The organism is Planobispora rosea, assembly GCF_014648175.1.
In the GTDB taxonomy this organism is placed as follows: domain Bacteria; phylum Actinomycetota; class Actinomycetes; order Streptosporangiales; family Streptosporangiaceae; genus Planobispora; species Planobispora rosea.
Map to the genome: position 1 here is coordinate 1 of NZ_BMQP01000007.1, position 21,869 is coordinate 21,869.

A 21,869-nucleotide genomic window follows, 5' to 3' on the forward strand; every position below is an offset into this window, starting at 1 on the left:
TGTGGTCTTGCCGACGCCGAACCCGCCCGCGACGACGATCTTCGTCGACGTCAGGCCGCCGCGGTTAGAGCCTGCGAAGTCCACTGAGCACCCTTTCGAGCATGTTGAGATCCGGTTGTCCCTGGTCGAGGCGCGGCTGGTGGAGGCGGACGAGACCCTCGTCCGCCATGTCCGCCACCAGCACGCGGGCCACGCCGAGCGGGACCCTCAGCAGCGCCGAGATCTCGGCGACCGACCGGAACGAACGGCAGAGCCTGATGATGGCGTCCTGCTCGGGGGTGAGCAGGGCCAGCTCCTCCTCCATGATGGGCGAGGAGGAGACCAGCGTCTCCATCGCCATGTGATAGCGCGGCTCGGCGCGACCGCCGGTGACCGCGTACGGACGGAACAGGGGCTCCTCGTCCCCGGTTCCGTCAACGCCCAGCAAGGCCCTCTCCTCGTCCGGAGGCCGGGGACGGGCGGCGGAGACGGGCATCCGGGAGGGAGGGAACCCGCGTCACGAACGTGCCCGCCGGTCCCGTGGTCGTCGCTGTGGTCACGCCCATCAGCGTCCCCGGGAGGACTGCAGCTCGGCCCGGAGCGCCGGGGTGAGCACCTGACCGGCCCGGTCGACGAGGAGGGTCATCTGGTAGGCCACCAGACCCATGTCGCACTCGGGAGAGGCCAGCACGGCGAGGACGGAGCCGTCGCTGATCGCCATGACGAGCAGGAGACCGCGCTCCATCTCGACCACGGTCTGGGTCACCGCACCGCCCTCGAAGACACGGGAGGCTCCCACGGTCAGGCTGAGCAGACCGGCCGCGACGGCGGCGAGCTGGTCAGCGCGATCGTCCGGGAAACCCTCGGAGCTGGCGATCCTCAGTCCGTCGGCCGACACGACCACCGCGTGCGCGACACCCGGGGTGCCGCGGACGAACTCGGTGATCAGCCAGTCGAACCTACGGGCCTCGTGGCTCAGGGTGGTCACTGGCCTTCCTCCTTTTCCGCCGTGTTCTTGGCGGTGTCCTCATATAGTTCCGCACGGCCCCGCCGTACGCCCTGCTGGAAGCTCGACAACCGGTTCCGCACCCGCTCGGGCGAGATGGGGGGCATCGGCGACGACGGCGTACTGGCCGCGGCGCCGGGTACCAGATTGGCTTTCGGGGTCCGCTTGGGCAGACCGGCCGCGGTGATCCCGCCGAGGCTGGGGTCGCTGGCGGCCTGGGCCGCCTGCCAGCCGGCGTCGGCCGGAGTCTGCCAGTTCTCCGGCACGCGGGCCGGGGCCTGCGCCCTCGCCGGCGCCGCGACCGACGCCTTGGCCGGAGCCGGAGTCTGAGCCGCGACGCCGACCGGCGGGGTCGGCTCGTCCGCCTCGGTGAAGGACCCCTCAGTGAAGGATCCATCAGTGAAGGAACCCTCCGGCGCGAGCGGTGCCGCCTCCGGGGCCTCCTCCTCGTGCTCCGCGGACTCCGCCTGCGCGTCGATGTCGTCGGCCCGGCGGAACCAGGCGGACTCGACCGAGGCGAAGATCGGCAGGAACTCCTCCTGCTCGGCCTCCAGGGGGGAGACGCCGACCGCGGGCATCGAGGCGGTGACCGGGTCGTCGTGCGAGGCGGGCCCCCACGCGGAGAAGGAGCTGCCGGAGCTCTCCGGCACGCCGCCGCTGCCGTTCGGCCCGCCGTTCAGGCCGTTGAGTCCACCGGCCTGGCGCTTGGGCAGGGCGGAGGGGGATCCGGAGGGGGGCGCAGAAGGGGGCGCCGAGGAGAACTCGGCACCCTGTACGGGCGCGCCGAACGGGGTGGCCGGGACCGCTCCACGCTGCTCGGGGACCGGGGAGTCGGCCGAGAGCGAGCCGAAGGAAGGCGTCAGCGGCAGGGAGTCCTGCGCGAAGGACGTCTGGCCGAAGGAGCCGTCCGCGACGGAACTCTGCCCGAACGAGCTGCCGGCGAGGGAGTTCTGCCCGAAGGAGCCGCCGGTGAGCGAACCCTGGCCGAAGGAGCTCTGGCCGAAGGAGCTCTGCGAGGCGGACGGGCCGGCCCCCCACGAGGGGGTCGGGACCTGCTGCGCCGCCGGGACGATGATCTCCGGCGGGAAGAGGACCATGGCGATGAGGCCGCCGGCCTCCTGCGGGCGGAGCTGGACGCGGATGCCGTGGCGCAGGGCCAGCCGGCCGACCACGAACAGCCCCATTCGCCGCGACACCGACACGTCCACCACGGGCGGGTCGGCGAGGCGCCGGTTGATCTCGACCAGTTCCTCACCGGTCATGCCGATGCCCGCGTCGCTGACCGCGAGCAGCGCGCCGCCGCCCTCGATCATGCTGCTGGAGACGACGACCTGGCTGGCCCGGGGGGAGAACTGGATGGCGTTCTCCACCAGCTCGGCCACCAGGTGGACGATGTCGTTGGCGGCGCTTCCGGCGACCGAGATCGCCCGGTGCACCTTGACCTGGACCCGCTCGTAGTCCTCGACCTCCGACAGCGAGGCGCGGACGACGTCGACCAGCTTGGCCGGCTGGCTGCGCCTGCGGGTCGGCTCGTGGCCGGCGAGGACCAGGAGGTTCTCGGAGTTGCGGCGCATGCGGGTGGCCAGGTGGTCGAGCTTGAACAGGTCGGCCAGGCGGCCGCCGTCCTGCTCGCCCTTCTCCAGGCCGTCGATGAGCGAGATCTGCCGTTCCACCAGGGTCTGGGTCCGGCGGGAGAGGTTGACGAACATCGCGCTGATGTTGGAGCGGAGTTCGGACTCCTCGGCCGCGAGCCGTACGGCCTGGCGGTGGACCTCGTCGAAGGCCTTGGCGACCTCTCCGATCTCGTCCTTGCTGTCGACGGAGATGGGGGCGACCTCGGGGGTCCTGGTGTCTCCGGAGACCCGCAGCTGGCGCACCACTTCGGGGAGCTTGAACCCCGCGACGTCCAGCGCCTCGACGCGCAGGCGGCGCAGCGGCAGGACCATCGAGCGGGCGATGATGACGGTGAGGCCGAGGACCAGCAGGAGCAGGGCCAGGATCAGCCCGGCCGCGACGATCGCGTTGCGCTGCTCGGTGTCCTCCAGCTCCCGGGCCCGGGTGATCACGTCGGCGGCGACCTTGTCCTCGACCTTCTTGATCCGCTCAAGGGTCGCGCCGTTGTCGTTGAACCACTGCTTGACCTCGGCGAGGTCCGTCAGCAGGCGGCCCGTGGTGTTGGGGTTGCTGGCCAGGGCGATCGCCTTGGCCTTCGTCAGCTCCGCGCGGGTCACCCGCTCGTCGACGAGGGCGGTGTTCAGCAGCTGGCCGTTGGTGGCGCCCGCCTCGATGGCGAACTCGGTCCTGCGCTCGGCCAGCCGCGACCGGGAGGCGATGAACTCCTCGACCTGCTGGGGAGTGATCAGCGAGGGCGCGTAGTAGCCGGCCAGCAGGCGGGCACGCTGCCGGGAGACCTCTTCCTTGGCGTAGGCCAGCGCGCTGAGACCGCGGGAGTCACCGACGATGTCCGGGTCCTCACCGATCACCGCGAGCTCCTCGTGGAGCTGGAGCAGCGGCTGGATCAGCTTGCTGTAGCTCTCGGCGCGGCTCGTACCGGGCAGCTCCCGGGTCTTCGCCAGGCCGTCGAGCTGGTACCGGGCGTCCCGGGCGGCCTTGACCGCACGGGGGCCGTAGGAGTCGTCGATCGCCTGGAGGTCCAGCCGGACCTTCTGGACGAGGCCGTCGACGGTCTTCTCCTGGGATTCGGCACTGGCCACCAGGCTCTTGTTCGTCGGCGGGAACGACGCCCAGGCGTTCCGGTCACGTTCCAATCCCATGGCCTGCGCCAGGTCGCGCAGCCGTTCGGAGTACTCCGCGGCGGCGGCCGTGCGCTGATATCCCGCGACGCTGTCGATCGAGGCGACCACACGCGTTCCGGCGAGCACGACGCCCACCGCGGTCGGCACCAGGATCAGTGCCGTAAGACGCGTCCGCACGCGCCAATTTCGCAAACCGAATCGGGCGGCAGGCCGCTTGCCGCGGTCTCGCACCGATGCGTGCTCGCTATCGGTAGGTCCCGTCGTCACCGCTCTCGCTACCCTTCACCATCACGACATGAGTGGCCTCATCAGACCACACACCCACGGGACAGAACCGACATAACCGACAAACCGGACTTAATCGTTACAAAGGTGACGAGAGACTGATTTCTTATGGTTATCGCAACGCCGCAAGTACCTGATCTCTCACCTGTTCACGCTGAGCCTCATCCGTGAGGGGACGCCCGGCCCTGTCGACCACGTAGAAGACATCCACCGCCTCTGCGCCGAGAGTCTCGACGCGTGCCGCGCGTACGTCAAGACCACATTCGCCGAATGCTCTGCCAATTCGCCACAATAGCCCCGGACGGTCGTGTGCGCGTACTTCTATGACCGTTGCGGTGTGAGACGCGTCATCGACCAGGGTCACCCGAGGCGGGGCGACCGGCACCCGGGCCGGTCGCATCGAACGGGCCCTGCGGGCCAGGCGCTGCTCGATGTCGAGCCGGCCGGCCAGGACCAGGCGCAGATCGGCCTCCAGCGTCGCCGGGTCGGGCGGCGAGCCGTACTCGGGGACGACCGAGAACTCGATGACGGCGGTGGAACCCGCCGAGGCCGCCGAGGCCGCCCGCACCACCATGCGGTGCGCGGCCAGCACGCCGGCCGCGTGCCAGAGAAGCCCCGCCCGGTCGGGCGCGACCACGGTGACCGCTCCCCCGTTGACCCGGATCGCGCCGCCGCCGTGCCGGGCCAGGGACGTCTGCTCGGCGGAGAGCGAGGGCGCGGGCGGGAGCGGGGTGCCCGAGAGCACCGACCGGGTACGGCGCACCAGATCGGTGACCAGCGAAGCCTTCCAGGAGTTCCACGCGGCCGGCCCGGTGGCGTTGCCGTCGGCCACGGCCAGGGCCGCCAGCAGCTCCAGAACCTCGCGCGAGCCGACCGCCCCGGCCACCCGGGAGATCGTCACCGGGTCGTCCAGGTCACGGCGGGTGGCGGTCTCCGGCAGCAGCAGGTGGTGGCGGACCACGGTCTCCACGATCTCGACGTCCGCCGGGGGCAGGCCCATCCGGGTGGCGATGTCCCGGGCCACGACCGCGCCGGTGGCGGAGTGGTCGCCGGGGTAGCCCTTGCCGATGTCGTGCAGGAGCGCGCAGATGAGCAGCAGGTCGGGCCGGGAGACCTCGCGCGTGAACGCCGCGGCGCCGGCGGCGGTCTCGATCAGGTGGCGGTCGACCGTGTAGCGGTGCACCGGGTTGCGCTGCGGGCGGTGCCGTACCCGCTCCCAGTCCGGCAGGAGCCGGACCAGCACCCCCGCCTGGTCCAGCTCCTCCCAGACCGGCACCGCCGCGCGCCCGGCGCCCAGCAGCGCCACCAGCGCGTCCCGCGCCTCGTCCGGCCAGGGCACCGGGAGCGGCGGCGACTGGGCGGCCAGCGCGTTCACGGTGGCCGGGGCGAGCGGCAGCCCCGCCTCGGCGGCGGCCGCGGCCGCGCGCAGCACGAGCACGGGATCCTTGCGCGGGTTGACCCCGCGGGCCAGCACCACCTCGCCGCCGTGCTCCACGACGCCGTCGGCGAGCGGGCGGCGGCCCCTCGGCAGGGGACCCGACAGCAGCCGGTCCACGGTGCGCCAGGTGGCGCCGTAGGCGTGCGCGATCGTCCGGCCCGCCTCCGCGAGCCTGCGCATCAGCGCCTCGGCGTCGAGCAGTCCCAGCGCTCCGGCGACCGCGTCCTGCTCCTGCAGGACCAGCCGGTCGGCGCCGCGGGCGGTCACCAGGTGCAGGCCGTGCCTGACGTCGAGCAGCAGCTCGTGGGCCTCCCGGACGCGGGGCCCGGGAGCCGAGGCCACCCAGGCCGCCGCCACGGCCTGCATCGCCTGCACGTCGCGGAGCCCGCCCCGGGCGTCCCGAAGGTCCGGTTCGAGCAGGAACGCCAGCTCGCCGCTGGACTCCGCCCGGCGGTCCGCGGCCTCCCGCAGCTCAACCAGGCGGCGCCGGGAGTCGGCCCGCCACTCGGCGAGCACGGTCTCCCGCGCCGCCCGCGTCAGCTCCGGGTCTCCCGCCACGTGCCGGGCCTGGATCAGCCCGAGCACCGCTTTCAGGTCCTCCCGCGCGACCTTGGCCGCCTCGTCCACGGTCCGCACCGAGTGGTCCAGGCCGATCCCGGAGTCCCAGACCGGGTACCAGATCCGGTCCGCGATGCGGGCGACGTCCTGTCGGCCGTCATGCAGCAGGACCAGGTCCAGATCGCTGCCCGGGGCGAGCTCCGAACGCCCCAGGCTGCCAACCGCGACGAGCGCGACCCCGCTCAGGGCGCCGCGCTCGTCCGTGCCTCTCGTTCCCCCGCCCGGCCCGTACGGCGTGCCGCAGGCGGTCCGGAGCAGGTCCGTCAGCCAGCGGTCGATGTCCGCGGCCCGCTCCTTGCGGGCCGCGGCGTACGAGCGAGTTTCGCCTCTCACCGGTCAGAGCGCCTCGGGGCCGCGCTCCCCCGTGCGGACCCGGATCACCGTGTCCACCGGGACGGACCAGACCTTGCCGTCACCGATCTTGCCGGTCTGCGCCGCCTTGACGATGACGTCGATCACGTCCTCCGCGTCGTCCTCCTCGGCCAGCACCTCCAGCCGGACCTTGGGGACCAGGTCCACCTGGTACTCGGCGCCGCGGTAGACCTCGGTGTGACCGCGCTGGCGGCCGTACCCGCTGGCCTCGCTGACCGTCATCCCCTTGATTCCGAACTGCTCCAGGGCAGCCTTCACGTCATCGAGCTTGAAGGGCTTGATGACCGCCGTGATGAGTCTCATGCGTCCACCTTCTTACCTGCCGGGGCCGTCACCGGGCCCTTGGGGGCGGCCACGCCCGAGGAGTGCACGGTGCCGAGGTCGTAGCCGGTCTCGGCGTGGGTCGTGATGTCGATGCCCGCGATCTCCTGCTCCTGCGTGATGCGGAAGCCCATGGTCTTGTCGATGACCTTGGCGAGGACCCAGGAGACCACGAAGGAGTAGAGGCCGACCGCGACCGGGCCGAGCACCTGCACGCCCAGCTGGGAGATCGGGCCGCCGGTGAGGATGCCGTCGTTCTGGCCGGGGAAGGCCGGGCGGGTGGCGATGAAGCCCAGCGCCACCGCGCCGACGACACCGCCGACCAGGTGAACGCCGACCACGTCGAGCGAGTCGTCGTAGCCGAGCCTGTACTTCAGGCCGACGGCGTAGGCGCAGGCGACACCGGCGATCGCGCCGATGAGGAACGCCCCCCACGGCTCGACGAAGCCGCAGGCCGGGGTGATCGCGACCAGACCGGCGACCGCGCCGGAGGCCACGCCGAGGGTCGTGGAGTGACCGTCGCGCAGCTTCTCCACCAGGAGCCAGGCACCGGCGGCCACCGCGGTGGCGATCTGGGTGTTGATGAACGCCAGGCCGGTGACGCCGTCCACCGCGAGCTCGGAACCGGCGTTGAAGCCGAACCAGCCGAACCAGAGCAGGCCCGCGCCGAGCAGCACCAGCGTGAGGTTGTGCGGCCGCATCGGGTCCTTGCCCCAGCCCACGCGCTTGCCGATGACCAGCGCGACCGCCAGCGCCGCGGCGCCGGCGTTGATGTGCACGACCGTTCCGCCGGCGAAGTCCTCGATGCCGAGGTTGCTCAGCCAGCCGCCGCCCCACACCCAGTGCGCCACGGGGAAGTAGACGAGCGTCGCCCAGACGATCGCGAAGACCACCCAGGCGCCGAACTTGACGCGGTCGGCGAGCGCCCCGCTGATCAGCGCGACGGTGATGATCGCGAAGGTCATCTGGAACATGGAGAAGACGAGGCTGGGCATCCCCGTGCCGTCGTCCTTGGTCGCCGTGTCGACGAGCCCGCTCAGCCCGAGGTTGTCGAGACCCCCGATGATCTTGTTGATGAAGCCCGAGCCGTCCCCGACGGCGTCGAAGGCCAGCGAGTGTCCGTAGAGGACCCAGGTGACCGTCACCACGATGATGCTGACCCACGACATCATCATCATGTTGAGGACACTCTTGGCCCTGGTCATGCCCCCGTAGAAGAACGCGAGGCCCGGGGTCATGAGCAGTACGAGCGCGGCGCTCATGAGCATCCAGGCAGTGGAGCCGCTATCGATCTTCATTCGACGCGACCCTCCTTCCAATTGGCGTGTGGCCGGTTACACAAGTCGCAGTGGGCGCTTCCAGGGCTCCGTCGACCGGCCGCGCACTGACGTTCCTGCCGGGCCGAGTCCGCCTCACCTCACGATGTTCCGGTTCGGCTTCCTCATCCCGTGCGCCACAGCGTGTTCTTCCGTGGTTTCGGGCCACGACCTTGTGTGTTTCACATCTGTGAATCTCGGCTGGATGGTGTTTCAGCCTTGTTTCGGACACGGCGGAGCATGAATCGGGCATGGCCGGAATGTGCGCGGAGTGGCCCGGCGGCCCGGTGGACGAGGCCTATACGGCCCGGCGGAGGACGTCTATGCGGCCCGGCGGACGACGTCTATGCGGCCAGGCCGGCGAAGACGACGGCGAGTGTCCGTTCCTGCAGCTCCACGTCCCAGCCGCCGTGCAGGGCGCCTTGGCAGAGGCTCACCAGCAGTGCCATCACCTCGGGCCGGCGGACGTCACCGCGTACCGTGCCGGCGGCCTGCGCCTGGTCCAGCAGCTCGCCCACGGCCTCGTCCAGCCGGCTCACCGCCGCCGGGACGCTGACGCCGGCCAGGTCGACCACCGTGCGCTTGGCCGCCGCCTGCCCGACCAGCCGGCGGAAGAAGACGTGCAGGCCGTCCGCCCCGCCGAGGGTGGCCGCGTCCTCCGCCAGCCGCGCCAGCAGGCGCTTCAGGATCGCCGCCAGCAGGTCGTCCTTGGTCGGGAAGTGCCGGAAGACCGTGCCGATCGCCACGCCGGCCAGCCGGGCCACCTCTTCGGTGGACGCCGAGGCGCCGCAGCGGGCGAACACCTCCTCGGCCGCGTCGAGGATGCGTTCCCGGTTGCGCTGCGCATCTGCCCGCACGCCGCCCCCCTTGGAAAATGAGTCTCGACTCATTATCGTAAGTCGAGTCGCCACTCATCTTATCTCGGAGGCAGGCATGACCCCACGCGAGGTCTTCGACCGCATGCGTGAGCACTGGATCGCCAACGAAACCGTCTTCGACGACGACTCACTCACCGAAGACGTCATCGTGGAGATGCCGTTCGCCGCACCCGGGCGGCCCAGCCGGATCGAGGGCCGGGACGCGGTGCTGTCCTTCGTCCGCGCCGGGAACACCGACCTGCCGTTCCGCTTCGACGACTGCCGCGCGCTGGCCGTGCACGACACGGCCGATCCCGACACCATCGTCGTCGAATACGAGCTGGCCGCGACGATGAGCGGGACGGGAGTGTCCGCCGCGGCCCCGTTCGTCGGCGTGCTGACCGTCCACGAGGGGCGGATCGCCCGCTGGCGGGAGTACCAGAACCCGCTCGCGATCGCCTGGGCGCTGCAGACCGCGGCGTCCTGAGCGCTACCGCCCGGCGCACAGATACGGCCGCGCGAGAGCGAGGGCGAGCGCGGTGAGGGCGATTCCCAGATACACCGGAGCCAGGTGCACGAAGCTCGTGTAGCCGATGATCATGTGGACGACGACGGCGGGCAGGAAGCCCGCGGTCGCGGCCAGAGCCGGCGACCGTCGCCGGTCCAGGACGGCCGCCGCGAAAGATCGAAGAGGGTGGCAGGTCCGGTCCGGCACAGTTTTCAGGGTCGCACAGCCGCAGGCCGGCCGGGGGCGGGGGTCATACCGGGGGAGGCGCGCCGTGCTGGCGCGCCTTCCCCCGTGCCGGCGCGCCTCCCCCGCCGTACGGGGCGACGCTCCTGTGGATGTCAGGCGGCCGTGGCCATCTTGCGGAGGCGGGCCAGGGCGTCGCGCTCGATGCGGCGGGCGCGGTCGCGGCCGATGCCGTAACGCTCGCCGACCTCGGTCAGGGTGTGCTCGCGGCCGTCGATCAGGCCGTAGCGCCATCGGAGCATCTCGCGGGTCTGGCCTTCCAGGCCGGTCAGCCACTGCTCCAGGCGTTCGCGGTCCAGGATGTCCATGGCCTGCTGCTCGGGGTCGGCCCACGTCTCGTCGGCGATCATGTCGCCGAGTTCGGTCTCGTCCTCGTCGCCCACGCCGAGCTGGAGGGAGACGGGGTCGGAGGCCCAGCGGCGCAGCTCGCGGACCCGCTCGATCGGCAGTTCCAGGACCGCCGCCAGGTCGGCGTCCGTCGGCTCCTGGTCGAACTCGGCCAGCATGTCGCGGCGGACCCGCATCAGGCGGGTCATCTGCTCCCCCGCGTGGGTGGGCAACCGGACCGGACGGGCCTGCTCGTGGATCGCCCGGCCCACGGACTGGCGAATCCACCATGTGGCGTAGGTGGAGAACTTGTAACCACGCCGATAGTCGAATTTCTCCACCGCGCGGACCAGGCCCAGATTCCCTTCCTGCACCAAGTCGATCAGCGGCATTCCCCGTCCCGAATATTTGCGCGCGACCGCCACCACAAGACGTAGATTGGCCTGGATGAACTCATCCTTGGCCCGCTGCCCCGAAATAGCCAGTCGTTCAAGCTCCTCATCGGCCGCGTCCCCGATCCGCGGCTCCGTCAACCCGCTGTCCAGCAACTGCTCCGCGAACAGACCGGCCTCGATCCGCTTCGCGAGATCGACCTCTTCCTCCGCGGTCAGCAGGGGGACCCTCCCGATCTCCGCCAGGTAGGTCCCCAGCAGGTCCCGATCCGAGACATGCTGGTCCTGCGTGCGATTCCCCGTCGGCCTTGCCATCCGATGGCACCTCGTTCCGCCTGCTTATGACGTATCCACCCCGCTCGCTCAAGACCCCGCGCGCAACAGACACGTCGCTTGCCCAATCAACGTCCATGCCTGGGCAAAGATTCCCTAAAGGACTACGCCCGCAGAATGGTTTCGTTCTCCTCCTCAAGGAGGATGCCGCGGCGGACGGATGAATCATCGGGAGCCGGCGGACACCCCGGATCGTCAGGCGACCCGGCGGCCCTCCTTCCACACCTGGACCACCAGCGGCACCCCGGGCCGGTAGGCCAGGTGGACGTAGGAGGGGGCCTCCAGGATGACCAGGTCGCCCCGGGCTCCGCGCCGGAGCACGCCGATGTCCGTACGGCGCAGCGCCTGGGCCCCGCCGCGGGTGGCGGCCCTGATCGCCTCCAGCGGGGTCATGCCCATCTCCCGTACGGCCAGCGCCATGCAGAACGGCATGGACGAGGTGAAGGAGGACCCCGGGTTGCAGTCGGTGGCCAGCGCGACGGTGACGCCGGCGTCCAGCAGGCGGCGGGCCTCGGGGTACGGCGAGCGGGTGGAGAACTCCGCGCCGGGCAGCAGGGTGGCGACCACCCCGGCGGAGGAGAGCGCCGTGACGTCGGCGTCGGTGAGGTGGGTGCAGTGGTCGGCCGAGGCGGCGCCCAGCTCGGCGGCCACCGACACGCCCGGGCCGTGGCCGAGCTGGTTGGCGTGCACGCGCGGCAGCAGCCCGGCCTTGATCCCGGCGGTCAGGATCTCCCGGCTCTGGTCGCCGTCGAACGCGCCGCGGTCGCAGAAGACGTCCACCCACTTGGCGTGGGGCGCGCACGCGGCGAGCATCTCCCCGGTGACCGTGCGGACGTAGTCGTCGGCGGACGGGGCGTCCGGGGGGACGACGTGCGCGCCGAGGTAGGTGGTCTCCTCGGTGAAACCGCGGGCGATCTCCAGGGAGCGGCGCTCGTCGGCGACGGTGAGGCCGTACCCGCTCTTGATCTCGACGGTGGTGGTGCCCTGGGCGAGCATCTCGGCGACCAGGGCGGCGGTCCTGGCGGCGAGGAAGGCGTCGCCGGCGGCGCGGGTCGCCGCGACCGTGGTGCGGATGCCTCCGGCGGTGTAGCGCTCCCCCGACATGCGGGCGGTGAACTCGGCGGTGCGGTCCCCGGCGAAGACCAGGTGGGCGTGGCTGTCGACGAACCCGGGGATCACGCAGCGGCCGTCCACGTCCACGCGCTCGTCCGCGCCCGGGTCGTCGCCGGAGGGACCGACCCAGGCCACGCGGCCGTCCTCGACGACGAGGGCGGCGTCCCGGATCTCCTCCCGGTCGGGATCCCCGGTGTACAGCAGGCCGATCCGGTCGAACAACGTGCTCATCGGCGCTTCACCGCTCCTCGTCTCACCGCTCCTCGTCCACCCGGCGGGGGTCATGCCCTCTCCCGGCGTACCTCGGCGATCGCCTCCGCGAGCAGCCCGCCCACGTCGCCGAGGACGTGGCGGCCCTCGGCGACCACCTGGCGGCCTCCCGAGACCACGGAGTGCACGTCGGCCGCCGTGGCGGCGAAGACGACGGTCTCGGCGGCGGGGCCGCCGCCCGCGGTGCGGACGGAGTCGAGCCGGACGGAGACGAGGTCGGCCCAGGCTCCCGGGCAGAGGACGCCGCCGTCGGGGAAGCCGAGCGAGGCGTGCCCGGCCGAGGTGGCGGCCTGGAGCAGCTCGGCGGCCCGCCAGTGGCCGCGCCGCTCGGTCGCCAGCCGCTCGTCCAGCTCGACCGCGCGGGCCTCCTCGAACAGGTCGACGACCGCGTGGCTGTCGGAGCCCAGGGTGATCGGCGAACCCGCGTCGGACATCGCCCGCGCCGGGCCGATGCCGTCGGCCAGGTCGCGTTCGGTCGTGGGGCACATGCACACGTGGGTCTCGGACTGGCCGAGCAGCGCGATGTCCGCGTCGGAGACGTGTGTGGCGTGCACGGCGGTCGTGCGGGGACCGAGCACGCCGTGCTCGTGCAGGACCTGGACGGGGGTGGCGGAGTACAGCTCCACGCAGGCGGAGTTCTCGGCCCGCTGCTCGGACACGTGGATGTGCACCGGGACCGCGTGGTGGTGGGAGAAGACCGCGACGGAGGCCATGTGCTCGGCGGGGACCGCGCGGACCGAGTGGATGGCGGCGCCGATCTCCACGTCCGGCTCTCCGGCGTAGGAGGAGGCGAGGGCCTCCGCGCGTACGGCCCACCGTTCGGCGTCCCCGTCGCCGAACCGGAGCTGGGCGCCGGTCAGCGGTGTCCCCGGCCCGCCGGTCAGGTAGCAGGCGTCCAGCAGCGCGATCCGCAGGCCCGCCTCCCGGGCGGCCTGGACGAGCGCGTGGCCCATGGCGTTCGGGTCGTCGTACGGCGTGCCGCCCGGCGCGTGGTGCAGATAGTGGAACTCCCCCACGCAGGTGACGCCGGCCAGCGCCATCTCCGCGAACGCCGCTCTGGCCAGCCGGAGGTAGGAGTCGGGGTCGAGTGCCTGGGCCACGCCGTACATCTGCTCGCGCCAGGTCCAGAAGGTGCCCTTCTCCGCCTGGGTGACTCCGCGCAGCGCCCGGTGGAAGGCGTGCGAGTGGGCGTTGGCGAGGCCGGGCAGGGTCAGACCGGCGAGCCTGACCGCTCCGGGGGGCGGCTCGGCCACGCCCGGCGTGATGTCGGCGATGCGGGCGCCCTCGACCTCGACGAGGACGCCGGCGACGGTCTCGCCCGGCGGCAGCCAGGCCAGCTCGCACCAGTAGGTCAGCTTCGGCACAAGTCCTCCAGAACGGCGGCGAGGGCGGTGACCCCCAGGTGACAGTCGGAGGCCTCCGCGTGTTCTTCCGGAGAGTGTGAGATGCCCGTTGGGTTGCGGACGAACACCATCGCGCTCGGAACCCCTGCCGCCGCGAGGATCCCGGCGTCGTGCCCGGCCCCGGTCTCCAGCACCGGCGCCGCCGCGCGGTGGTCGAGGGCGGTGCCGACCACGGCGGCGAGGCGGTCGCGCAGGACCGCGTCGAAGTCGACGACCGGGGTCCAGGACTCGGTGCTCACCTCGGCGCCGGAGAACGCGCCCAGCTCGGCGACCAGCGCGCGGACCGCGGCCTCGTCCCCGCCGCGGGCGTCCAGCCAGGCGCTGACCAGCCCGGGGACGGCGTTGGCGTTGCCGGGCGAGACGCGGAGCTTGCCGAAGGTGGCGACCGCGCCGGCGCGCTCGGCGAGCTCGCGGGCGCGCAGCACAGTCCGGGCGAAGGGCAGCATGGGGTCGTCGCGGTCGGCCAGGCGGGTGGTGCCCGCGTGGTTGGCCTGGCCGCGGAAGTCGAACCGCCAGCGCCCGTGCGGCCAGATCGCGCTCGCCACGCCGACCGGGACGCCGGCGTGCACGAGCCCCCGTCCCTGCTCGACGTGGAGCTCGACGAAGGCGCCGATGTGCCCGAGGGTCTCGGGGTCCCGGCCGAGCGCGGCGGGGTCGTGCCCGGCGCGGCGGAGCGCCTCGGCCATGGAGTCGCCCTCGTCGTCGGTCAGACCGCGGGCCCGGTCGGGGTCGAGGGCGCCGGTGAGCAGGCGGGAGCCCATGCACGGCACGCCGAAGCGGGCGCCCTCCTCGTCGGTGAAACAGGCGATCCCCAGCGGACGGCCGGGCTCGAAGCCCTTGGCGGTCAGGGCGTCGAGGGCGGCGAAGGCGGACACGACCCCGAGGGGGCCGTCGAAGGCGCCGCCCTGCCGTACCGAGTCGAGGTGGCTGCCGGTGACCACCCCGGGGCGGGCGGAGGGGTCGCCCCACCACGCCCAGAGGTTGCCGTTGCGGTCCTGGCGCACGTCGAGGCCGCGCCGGGCGGCCTCCTGCCGGAACCACTCGCGCAGCTCCAGGTCGACGGGCGACCACGCGTCGCGCAGGTAGCCTCCGGTCCGGCCATCGCGTCCGAGGCGCTCGATGGCGCCCCACATCTCGTCGAACACCTCTCCATTATGTGAATGAAGTCATTCATTGGCCAGCCGTACGGCCGCGGCCCGGACCCGATCCGGCGGCTATGGAGATCAAAAGGATCACTTAAGGCGCCGTTAAGGCCCTGCCTGCCAGGCTTTGCGACCGGACGAACCGTCTTCCCGGCCGGTGCCGTACGGCCGCGTAAAAGGAGTGATCGAGTGTCGAGACAGCGCATCATGGCGGCCTTCGCCGTCACGGCGGCCGCGAGCGCGCTGACGGTCGCCGTGCAGGCGTCCCCCGCGGCGGCGGCGGACTGCGCGGCGGCGTGGAGCTCCACGAAGGTGTACACGGGCGGAACCTCCGCCTCCCACAAGGGCCGCAACTGGACCGCGAAGTGGTGGACCCAGAACGAGACGCCGGGCTCCTCCGACGTCTGGGCCGACAAGGGGGCCTGCGGCTCCGCCACGCCCACGCCCACCCCGACGACGAACCCCACCACCCCGGCCCCGGGCGGCTTCGTGGTCAGTGAGGCGCAGTTCAACCAGATGTTCCCGAACCGGAACTCCTTCTACACCTACAAGGGCCTGACCGCCGCGCTGAGCGCCTACCCCGGCTTCGCCAGGACCGGCACCGACACCGTCAGGAAGCAGGAGGCCGCCGCCTTCCTGGCCAACGTCAACCACGAGACCGGCGGCCTGGTGCACATCGTCGAGCAGAACACCGCCAACTACCCGCACTACTGCGACACGAGCCAGTCCTACGGCTGCCCGGCCGGCCAGTCCGCCTACTACGGCCGCGGCCCGATCCAGCTCAGCTGGAACTTCAACTACAAGGCCGCCGGCGACGCGCTCGGCATCGACCTGCTGCGCAACCCCAACCTGGTGCAGACCGACGCCGCGGTGGCCTGGAAGACCGCGCTGTGGTACTGGAACACCCAGAAGGGTCCGGGCACCATGACCCCGCACGACGCCATCGTCAACGGGCGCGGCTTCGGCGAGACGATCCGCAGCATCAACGGCTCGCTGGAGTGCGGCGGCCGCAACCCCGCCCAGGTGCAGAGCCGGGTGAACTCCTACCAGAGGTTCACCCAGATCCTGGGGACCACCCCGGGCTCCAACCTGACCTGCTGAACGGGATGATCGCGGCACGCGGCGTCCTCGCGTGACGGAGGAGGGCACGGCCGGCGCGGGCCGTGCCCTCCCTCGCGTCTCAGGAGGCCGGCCGCCCGCGTCTCAGGAGGCGGGCCCCGCCGACGGGCGGACGGTGATCTCGGTGACGTGGGCGTCCGGGGTCGCGGTCACCGCCGCCAGGACGGCCCGGGCCACCGAGTCCGGGTTCAGGTACTTCTCGGGCTCGTAGGCGCCCCGCTCCTGGCCGCGCACCCCGCGCTGCATGTCGGTGTCGACCCGCCCCGGGTAGATCGTGGTCACCCGCAGGCCGGGCTCCTCCAGCCGGAGCGCGTCGGCGAAGGCGCGCAGCGCGAACTTGCTGGCGGCGTAGGAGCCCCAGTTCGGATTGGCCCGCTGCCCGGCCCCCGAGTTGACCAGCACGACCTGCCCTCCCGCGGCGCGCAGGGCGGGCAGCAGCAGCCGGGTCAGCTCGGCCACCGCGATCACGTTGATCTCCATCGTGCGCCGCCAGACCTCGGCCGGGGTCTCCCCGATCCGGCCCAGTGTCACCACGCCCGCGCTGTGCACCAGCACGTCGAGCCGGTCGATCCCGGCGACGTCCGCCTCGGTGACCGCGGTCAGCTCCACCGGCCAGGGCCGGGCCCCGGGCGCCTCCGCGCAGATCTTGTCCAGCGCCTCGCGGTCACGGCCCCCGAGCAGCAGGTCGTGCGTGGGGGCCAGGGCGCGGGCGACGGCGGCGCCCACCCCTCGGGAGGCTCCGGTGATCAGGGCGGTGGGGCGTGCTGACATGCCGCCCAGCCTATTGTCCCCCGGCGGAACGCTCCCGGCGCGGGGTGTCATCACGGCGTCATGACATGTCCGATCTTGCGGATGTTCGATGACTTTTTAGATTTGAGGCTTGACGGGATACTCAAATTTGAATACAAACTTGAGTATGTCCTCCACCCGCGTCCTCCTGCTCGGTGTCCTGCTCGACGGCCCGCTCCACGGATACGAGGTACGGCGCCGCCTGGAGCTGTGGGCCGCCGACCGATGGGCCAACGTGGCCTACGGCTCGATCTACCACGGCCTGTCCAAGATGGCCGACGAGGGCCTGCTGCGCCGGGCGGAGGAGGGCAGGGGCGGCAAGACCGTCTACGAGATCACCGAGGCCGGCCGGGCCGAGTTCATGGCGGGGCTGATGAACTACTGGTGGGAGATCAAACCCATCGTGGACCCCTTCCAGGTGGCGCTGACCTTCATGGACCGGCTCCCCGCCGCCGACCTCGTCTCGGCGATGGAGGCCAGGATCGAACAGCTGGGAGCGGAGATCGGCATGTTCAGGCGGGCGGTCGCCGCCAAGCGCAGCCACGGAGCCCCCCGGCACATCGACGAGACCCTCCGGCTCAACGCCGCCCTGCTCGAAGCCCAGCTGCGCTGGATCGAGGGCGCCATCGGACAGGTCAAGAACGGCGAACTGCCCTGAAGCCCGCCCCCGACGGGCCCGACTATCGGAAATATCGCTCTTTTTCGTGAAGGCTCATCAAGGACCTTCCGCGGGTTCCCCACGCGGAAAAACCACTTGCCCCTCCCACAGCGGAAGGGTTCATGCTCGACATCCCCCGACATACGGAGAATCCATGATCATCGAAGCTCATGACCTGCGTAAAACCTTCGTCGCCAAGCGCGGGCGGGGCAAGACCGAGGAGGTCGAGGCCGTCCGGGGCATCGACCTGTCCGTCGACGAGGGCGAGATCTTCGCCTGCCTCGGCCCGAACGGCGCGGGCAAGACCACCACGGTCCGGATGCTGGCGACTTTCACCGTCCCCACCGCGGGCACCGCCCGGGTGGCCGGGTTCGACGTGGTGAAGGAGGCCGCCGAGGTCCGGGAGAGGATCGGCTACGTCGGCCAGGCCGGCGGCGTGGACGACAACGCCCCGGGCCGGGAGAGCCTGGTCCTGGCCGGCCGGATCGCCGGGATGTCCCGCAAGGAGGCCCTGGCCCGCGCGGAGGAGCTGTTCGCCGCCTTCAGCCTGAGCGAGATCGCCGACCGTCCGGTGAAGACTCTCTCCGGCGGCCAGAAGCGGCGCTTCTCGCTGGCCATCGGGCTGGTGAACCGGCCGCCGCTGGTCTTCCTCGACGAACCCACCACCGGTCTCGACCCGCAGAACCGCGCCAACCTCTGGGACGAGATCCGCGCTCTCCGCGACCGGGGCACCAGCGTCCTGCTGACCACCCACTACCTGGACGAGGCCGACGCGCTCTGCGACCGGCTGGTCATCGTCGACCACGGCAAGATCGTCGCCGAGGGCACGCCGGAGAAGCTCAAGAAGGAGCTCGCGGGCGACGTCGTCACGCTCCGCCTCGACGACCTGGAGGGCGCGCGGAAGGTTCTGGCCGCGCAGCCGTACATCAAGGAGGTCCAGACGGAGGGCGACTCCCTGCGCGCCTACCTCGACGACGGCGAGCACGGCCTGCCGGCGCTGCTGCGCGCACTGGAGGCCGAGAACCTGGCCATCCGGTCCATCTCGCTCGACCGGGCCACGCTCGACGACGTCTTCCTCAAGCACACCGGCCGCTCCCTGCGCGACGCCGCCTGACCCCGACACCCCGCGAGGAATCCCCCATGCTCCGACACACCCTGCTGTTCACCGGCTACGAGCTCGGCGTCATGCGCCGCAACCTGGCATGGCCGATCATCGGCATCATGCAGCCGGTCCTCTATCTGCTGCTCTTCGCCCCGTTGCTGACCAGCATCACCCCGAACGGGGAACTGACGGAGGCGCTGATCGTGTTCACTCCGGCGGCGCTGGTGATGATCGCGCTGTTCGGCTCCATGTTCGCCGGTTTCGGCATGATCAATGAGACCCGGAACGGGGTGCTGGAGCGGCTCGCGGTCAGCCAGGCCTGGCGACCCGCGATCATCCTCGGCCGGGTGGTGAAGGACATGCTCATGCTCGTCCTGCAGTCACTCCTGGTGCTGGGCGTGGCCGCGCTGATGGGCCTGCGGATCAGCCTGGCCGCGATGGGCCTGATGCTGCTGCTCATGGCGGTGACCGGCCTGTTCGCCGCCAACCTGTCGTACGGCCTGGCGCTGGCGGTGCGCGACGAGAACGGCATGTCGCAGATCGTGCAGTTCTTCCTGCTCCCGCTGATGCTGCTGTCCGGTCTGATGCTGCCGATGTCGCTCGCCCCCGAGTGGATGCAGACCGTGGCGAAGTTCAACCCGCTCTACTACGCCGTCGAGGCGGGCCGCGCCCTGTTCGCCGACGATTTCTCCGACGGCGACATCCCGATCGCCTTCGGCGTCTTCCTGGTCCTGGGCGTGCTCACCCTGACCTGGTCGGTCCGCTCCCTGCGGAAGCTGGCCGGATAGCCCGGCCCGTCCCCGGCGGGCCCGCGCCGGACGCCGGGCCCGTCTTCCCGGGGCCCGTCTTCCCGGGGCCCGGCTCCGGTCAGCCGGTGAAGACCCCGGCCTGGTCGGTCATCCGCTCGTACTCCTCCAACCGGGCCTGCGTGCGCAGCGGCGCCGCGTCCGCCATGGCCTCCACCAGCACCATGGCCAGAGCGAGCGGCGCCGCGTGCGAGTCGAACACCAGCCGCTCGCCCACCGGGGCGGCCAAGATCACGTCGGCGTCGAACGGCACGTCCCGCCGGTCGGTGATCACCGCGGTGCGCAGACCCATCTCCCGGGCGTCCTGCAGGGCCCGTACGGCCTCGGCCGGATAGCGGGGCAGGACCACCGCGAGCAGCCAGCCCGCGCCCGCCCGGCGGGCGGTGTGCAGGCCGTCGGCCAGCTCCGAGCCGCCGTGGGTCAGCAGCCGGACGTCGGGGTGGATCCGGCGGGCGTAGTACGCGAAGGTGGTGGCCAAGCCGCTGGAGACCCGCAGGCCCAGCACCGGGAGCGGCTCGCACGCCGCCAGCGCGGCGCCCAGCCCGGTGACGGCCGACGCGTCGGCCAGCCCCTCCCGGACGGCGTGCAGGTTGCCGATCTCCACATCGATCGCGGTCTGCAGGTCGTTGGCCCGCGGGGCCTCCCGCCCGCCGACGACCAGGGGCCGCAGCGCCTGCCGGAACTCGGGGTAGCCGGCGAAGCCGAGCACCATGGCGAACCTGGTCACCGAGGGCTGGCTCACCCCCGCCCGCTCCGCCAGCTCCACGCTGGACAGGAAGACCGCCTCCGCGAGGTGGTCGTGCAGATACCGTGCGATCCGCCGCTGCACCGGCGAGAGCCGGTGACCCTCCAGAAGTCGATCGAGTCCGCCGCCCACGTCCCCTCCAACCGATCGACGGCCCGTCGTCATTCCCCGCCCGGAAGCGGTGGCTCACCGTACCCGACCGCCGGGCTCCGCCGTCCCTCCGGATCGCGCGCCCGCCCGGAGCCCACGCTTTCAGGACTCGCGCATCGGGATCCGGACGTCGCGGGCCCCGGCGACGGTGACGGCCTCCTCGTAGCCGGCGTCGACGTGGCGGATCACGCCCATGCCGGGGTCGTTGGTGAGGACCCGGTTGAGCTTCTCGGCGGCCAGCGGGGTGCCGTCGGCGACGGTGACCTGGCCGGCGTGGATGGACCGGCCGATGCCGACGCCGCCGCCGTGGTGGATGGAGACCCAGGCCGCGCCGGAGGCCGTGTTGAGCATCGCGTTCAGCAGCGGCCAGTCGGCGATGGCGTCGGAGCCGTCGAGCATGCCCTCGGTCTCGCGGTAGGGGCTGGCGACGGAGCCGCAGTCGAGGTGGTCGCGGCCGATGACCACCGGGGCCTCGATCTCTCCGGCGGCCACCATGGCGTTGAACCGCTCACCGGCCAGGTGGCGCTCGCCGTACCCGAGCCAGCAGATGCGGGCGGGCAGGCCCTGGAAGTGGACCTTCTCCCCGGCCATCCGGATCCACCGGGCCAGCGGCTCGTTGTCGGGGAACAGCTCCAGGACGGCCCGGTCGGTGGCGGCGATGTCGGCCGGGTTCCCGGAGAGCGCGGCCCAGCGGAACGGGCCCTTGCCCTCGCAGAACAGCGGGCGGATGTAGGCGGGCACGAAACCGGGGAAGTCGAACGCGCGGGCGTAGCCCGCCAGCTGGGCCTCGCCCCGGATCGAGTTGCCGTAGTCGAAGACCTCCGCCCCGGCGTCCTGGAAGCCGACCATCGCCTCCACATGCCTGGCCATGGACTCGCGGGCCCTGACGGTGAAGGCGGCCGGGTCCTTGTCCCGCTCGGCGGCCATGTCGGCGAAGGCGACGCCCAGCGGCAGGTACATCAGCGGGTCGTGGGCCGACGTCTGGTCGGTGACGATGTCGATCTCGGCGCCCCGGCGCAGCAGCTCGGGCACGGCCTCGGCGGCGTTGGCCTCGACCCCGATGCTCAGCGGGCGGCGCGCGTCGCGGGCCTCGTAGGCCAGGCGCAGCGCCTCGTCGAGGTCCGCGGCCCGCACGTCGAGGTAGCGGTGCTCGATGCGCCGCTCGATGCTGCGCGGGTCGCAGTCGACGCAGATCGCCACGCCGCCGTTCATGGTCACGGCGAGCGGCTGGGCGCCGCCCATGCCGCCGAGCCCGGCGGTCAGGGTGATCGTGCCGGCGAGCGAGCCGCCGAAGCGCTTGGCGGCCACGGCCGCGAAGGTCTCGTAGGTGCCCTGGAGGATGCCCTGGGTGCCGATGTAGATCCACGAGCCCGCGGTCATCTGCCCGTACATGGTCAGGCCGGCGGCCTCCAGGCGGCGGAACTCCTCCCAGTTCGCCCAGTCGGGCACCAGGTTGGAGTTGGCGATGAGCACCCGGGGAGCCCACTCGTGGGTGCGGAAGACGCCGACCGGGCGGCCGGACTGCACCAGCAGCGTCTCGTCGCCCTCCAGGGTGGTCAGCGTGCGGGCGATCGCCTCGAAGGACCGCCAGTCACGGGCCGCCTTCCCCGAGCCGCCGTAGACGACGAGTTGCTCCGGGTGCTCGGCGACCTCGGGGTCCAGGTTGTTCTGGATCATGCGGAGCGCCGCCTCCTGCGGCCACCCCTTGGCGGTGAGCGTGGTGCCGCGCGGCGCGCGGACGGTCCGGCTGCCAGTCATGCCTGGAACCTCCCCTTGGCCTGAATGAATGCATTCATATTTGTCACTCGGAGGCCACAGGTC

The 21,869-nt window shown here is 71.8% G+C and carries 20 protein-coding genes; 5 read left to right on the forward strand and 15 right to left on the reverse strand.

The annotated features are described in order from the left end of the window. Positions 1-64: 64 nt before the first annotated feature. From IEZ08_RS08745 to IEZ08_RS08775, 7 genes are all read right to left on the reverse strand, one after another. Positions 65-427, reverse strand: coding sequence for a DUF742 domain-containing protein (locus IEZ08_RS08745; protein WP_068921743.1), 363 nt, complete (start codon positions 425-427; stop codon positions 65-67). A gap of 117 nt (positions 428-544) precedes the next feature. After that, the gene (locus IEZ08_RS08750; protein WP_068921742.1) at positions 545-967 is read right to left on the reverse strand and encodes a roadblock/LC7 domain-containing protein; all 423 of its coding nucleotides are present in this window, start codon (positions 965-967) and stop codon (positions 545-547) included. Continuing rightward, on the reverse strand, positions 964-3,918 hold the full coding sequence (locus IEZ08_RS08755; protein WP_189241977.1) for a sensor histidine kinase: 2,955 nt from the start codon (positions 3,916-3,918) through the stop codon (positions 964-966). The genes IEZ08_RS08750 and IEZ08_RS08755 overlap by 4 nt, the downstream gene beginning before the upstream one ends. A 220-nt stretch (positions 3,919-4,138) precedes the next feature. Then, the gene (locus tag IEZ08_RS08760; RefSeq protein ID WP_068921740.1) at positions 4,139-6,415 is read right to left on the reverse strand and encodes a [protein-PII] uridylyltransferase; all 2,277 of its coding nucleotides are present in this window, start codon (positions 6,413-6,415) and stop codon (positions 4,139-4,141) included. A gap of 3 nt (positions 6,416-6,418) precedes the next feature. Beyond that, complete coding sequence (locus tag IEZ08_RS08765; RefSeq protein WP_049576418.1) at positions 6,419-6,757, reverse strand: P-II family nitrogen regulator; 339 nt, start codon at positions 6,755-6,757, stop codon at positions 6,419-6,421. After that, a complete protein-coding gene (locus IEZ08_RS08770) occupies positions 6,754-8,073 on the reverse strand; it encodes an ammonium transporter (RefSeq protein ID WP_068921739.1) in 1,320 nt (439 codons plus the stop codon). The genes IEZ08_RS08765 and IEZ08_RS08770 overlap by 4 nt, the downstream gene beginning before the upstream one ends. A gap of 362 nt (positions 8,074-8,435) precedes the next feature. Further along, a complete protein-coding gene (locus tag IEZ08_RS08775) occupies positions 8,436-8,948 on the reverse strand; it encodes an SbtR family transcriptional regulator (protein WP_229802994.1) in 513 nt (170 codons plus the stop codon). 76 nt (positions 8,949-9,024) lie between these two features. On the opposite strand from IEZ08_RS08775, the gene IEZ08_RS08780 reads away from it, so the two are divergent. Next, complete coding sequence (locus tag IEZ08_RS08780; protein WP_068921737.1) at positions 9,025-9,435, forward strand: nuclear transport factor 2 family protein; 411 nt, start codon at positions 9,025-9,027, stop codon at positions 9,433-9,435. Between the two features lie 3 nt (positions 9,436-9,438). Here the strand turns inward: IEZ08_RS08780 and IEZ08_RS08785 are convergent, their stop codons facing one another. From IEZ08_RS08785 to IEZ08_RS08805, 5 genes are all read right to left on the reverse strand, one after another. Further along, a complete protein-coding gene (locus tag IEZ08_RS08785; protein ID WP_068921736.1) occupies positions 9,439-9,663 on the reverse strand; it encodes a hypothetical protein in 225 nt (74 codons plus the stop codon). A 131-nt stretch (positions 9,664-9,794) separates the two neighbouring features. Then, entirely contained in the window at positions 9,795-10,733 is a 939-nt protein-coding gene (locus IEZ08_RS08790) for a sigma-70 family RNA polymerase sigma factor (protein WP_068921735.1), read from the reverse strand. A gap of 213 nt (positions 10,734-10,946) precedes the next feature. Continuing rightward, on the reverse strand, positions 10,947-12,095 hold the full coding sequence (gene hutI, locus IEZ08_RS08795) for an imidazolonepropionase (protein WP_068921734.1): 1,149 nt from the start codon (positions 12,093-12,095) through the stop codon (positions 10,947-10,949). Positions 12,096-12,145: 50 nt separating this feature from the next. Next, positions 12,146-13,498, reverse strand: a complete 1,353-nt coding sequence (locus IEZ08_RS08800; RefSeq protein WP_068921733.1) for a formimidoylglutamate deiminase — start codon at positions 13,496-13,498, stop codon at positions 12,146-12,148. Then, positions 13,486-14,670: an allantoate amidohydrolase gene (locus IEZ08_RS08805; RefSeq protein ID WP_068928451.1), complete on the reverse strand. Its 1,185-nt coding sequence runs from the start codon at positions 14,668-14,670 to the stop codon at positions 13,486-13,488. Before IEZ08_RS08805 ends, IEZ08_RS08800 begins: the two co-directional genes overlap by 13 nt. Positions 14,671-14,868: 198 nt before the next feature. Between IEZ08_RS08805 and IEZ08_RS08810 the strand changes: the two genes are divergently transcribed. Further along, positions 14,869-15,780, forward strand: coding sequence for a glycoside hydrolase family 19 protein (locus tag IEZ08_RS08810; RefSeq protein WP_229802995.1), 912 nt, complete (start codon positions 14,869-14,871; stop codon positions 15,778-15,780). A gap of 102 nt (positions 15,781-15,882) precedes the next feature. Here IEZ08_RS08810 and IEZ08_RS08815 read toward each other — a convergent pair whose 3' ends face one another. Next, the gene (locus IEZ08_RS08815; RefSeq protein WP_068921731.1) at positions 15,883-16,569 is read right to left on the reverse strand and encodes an SDR family oxidoreductase; all 687 of its coding nucleotides are present in this window, start codon (positions 16,567-16,569) and stop codon (positions 15,883-15,885) included. 145 nt (positions 16,570-16,714) lie between these two features. Here IEZ08_RS08815 and IEZ08_RS08820 point away from each other — a divergent pair, with 145 nt between their 5' ends. The 3 genes from IEZ08_RS08820 to IEZ08_RS08830 all read left to right on the forward strand — a co-directional run bounded on the left by IEZ08_RS08820 (position 16,715) and on the right by IEZ08_RS08830 (position 19,135). Beyond that, a complete protein-coding gene (locus IEZ08_RS08820; protein WP_189241978.1) occupies positions 16,715-17,245 on the forward strand; it encodes a PadR family transcriptional regulator in 531 nt (176 codons plus the stop codon). 154 nt (positions 17,246-17,399) lie between these two features. After that, entirely contained in the window at positions 17,400-18,359 is a 960-nt protein-coding gene (locus tag IEZ08_RS08825; RefSeq protein ID WP_141703659.1) for an ATP-binding cassette domain-containing protein, read from the forward strand. Between the two features lie 26 nt (positions 18,360-18,385). After that, positions 18,386-19,135: an ABC transporter permease gene (locus tag IEZ08_RS08830; RefSeq protein WP_068921729.1), complete on the forward strand. Its 750-nt coding sequence runs from the start codon at positions 18,386-18,388 to the stop codon at positions 19,133-19,135. 79 nt (positions 19,136-19,214) lie between these two features. On the opposite strand, the gene IEZ08_RS08835 is transcribed toward IEZ08_RS08830, so the two are convergent. Further along, on the reverse strand, positions 19,215-20,030 hold the full coding sequence (locus IEZ08_RS08835; RefSeq protein WP_229802996.1) for a MurR/RpiR family transcriptional regulator: 816 nt from the start codon (positions 20,028-20,030) through the stop codon (positions 19,215-19,217). A gap of 120 nt (positions 20,031-20,150) precedes the next feature. Beyond that, positions 20,151-21,806, reverse strand: coding sequence for a urocanate hydratase (gene hutU, locus IEZ08_RS08840; RefSeq protein WP_068921727.1), 1,656 nt, complete (start codon positions 21,804-21,806; stop codon positions 20,151-20,153). Positions 21,807-21,869: the final 63 nt, after the last annotated feature.

What these genes read in the sequence shown, in the direction of transcription:
- hutU (WP_068921727.1), bottom strand. Translation starts at nt 21,806, where the DNA reads ATGACTGGCAGCCGGACCGTCCGCGCGCCGCGCGGCACCACGCTCACC.
- IEZ08_RS08765 (WP_049576418.1), bottom strand. Translation starts at nt 6,757, where the DNA reads ATGAGACTCATCACGGCGGTCATCAAGCCCTTCAAGCTCGATGACGTG.
- IEZ08_RS08830 (WP_068921729.1), top strand. Translation starts at nt 18,386, where the DNA reads ATGCTCCGACACACCCTGCTGTTCACCGGCTACGAGCTCGGCGTCATG.
- IEZ08_RS08780 (WP_068921737.1), top strand. Translation starts at nt 9,025, where the DNA reads ATGACCCCACGCGAGGTCTTCGACCGCATGCGTGAGCACTGGATCGCC.
- IEZ08_RS08770 (WP_068921739.1), bottom strand. Translation starts at nt 8,073, where the DNA reads ATGAAGATCGATAGCGGCTCCACTGCCTGGATGCTCATGAGCGCCGCG.
- IEZ08_RS08805 (WP_068928451.1), bottom strand. Translation starts at nt 14,670, where the DNA reads ATGTGGGGCGCCATCGAGCGCCTCGGACGCGATGGCCGGACCGGAGGC.
- IEZ08_RS08815 (WP_068921731.1), bottom strand. Translation starts at nt 16,569, where the DNA reads ATGTCAGCACGCCCCACCGCCCTGATCACCGGAGCCTCCCGAGGGGTG.
- IEZ08_RS08820 (WP_189241978.1), top strand. Translation starts at nt 16,715, where the DNA reads ATGTCCTCCACCCGCGTCCTCCTGCTCGGTGTCCTGCTCGACGGCCCG.
- IEZ08_RS08825 (WP_141703659.1), top strand. Translation starts at nt 17,400, where the DNA reads ATGATCATCGAAGCTCATGACCTGCGTAAAACCTTCGTCGCCAAGCGC.
- IEZ08_RS08790 (WP_068921735.1), bottom strand. Translation starts at nt 10,733, where the DNA reads ATGGCAAGGCCGACGGGGAATCGCACGCAGGACCAGCATGTCTCGGAT.
- hutI (WP_068921734.1), bottom strand. Translation starts at nt 12,095, where the DNA reads ATGAGCACGTTGTTCGACCGGATCGGCCTGCTGTACACCGGGGATCCC.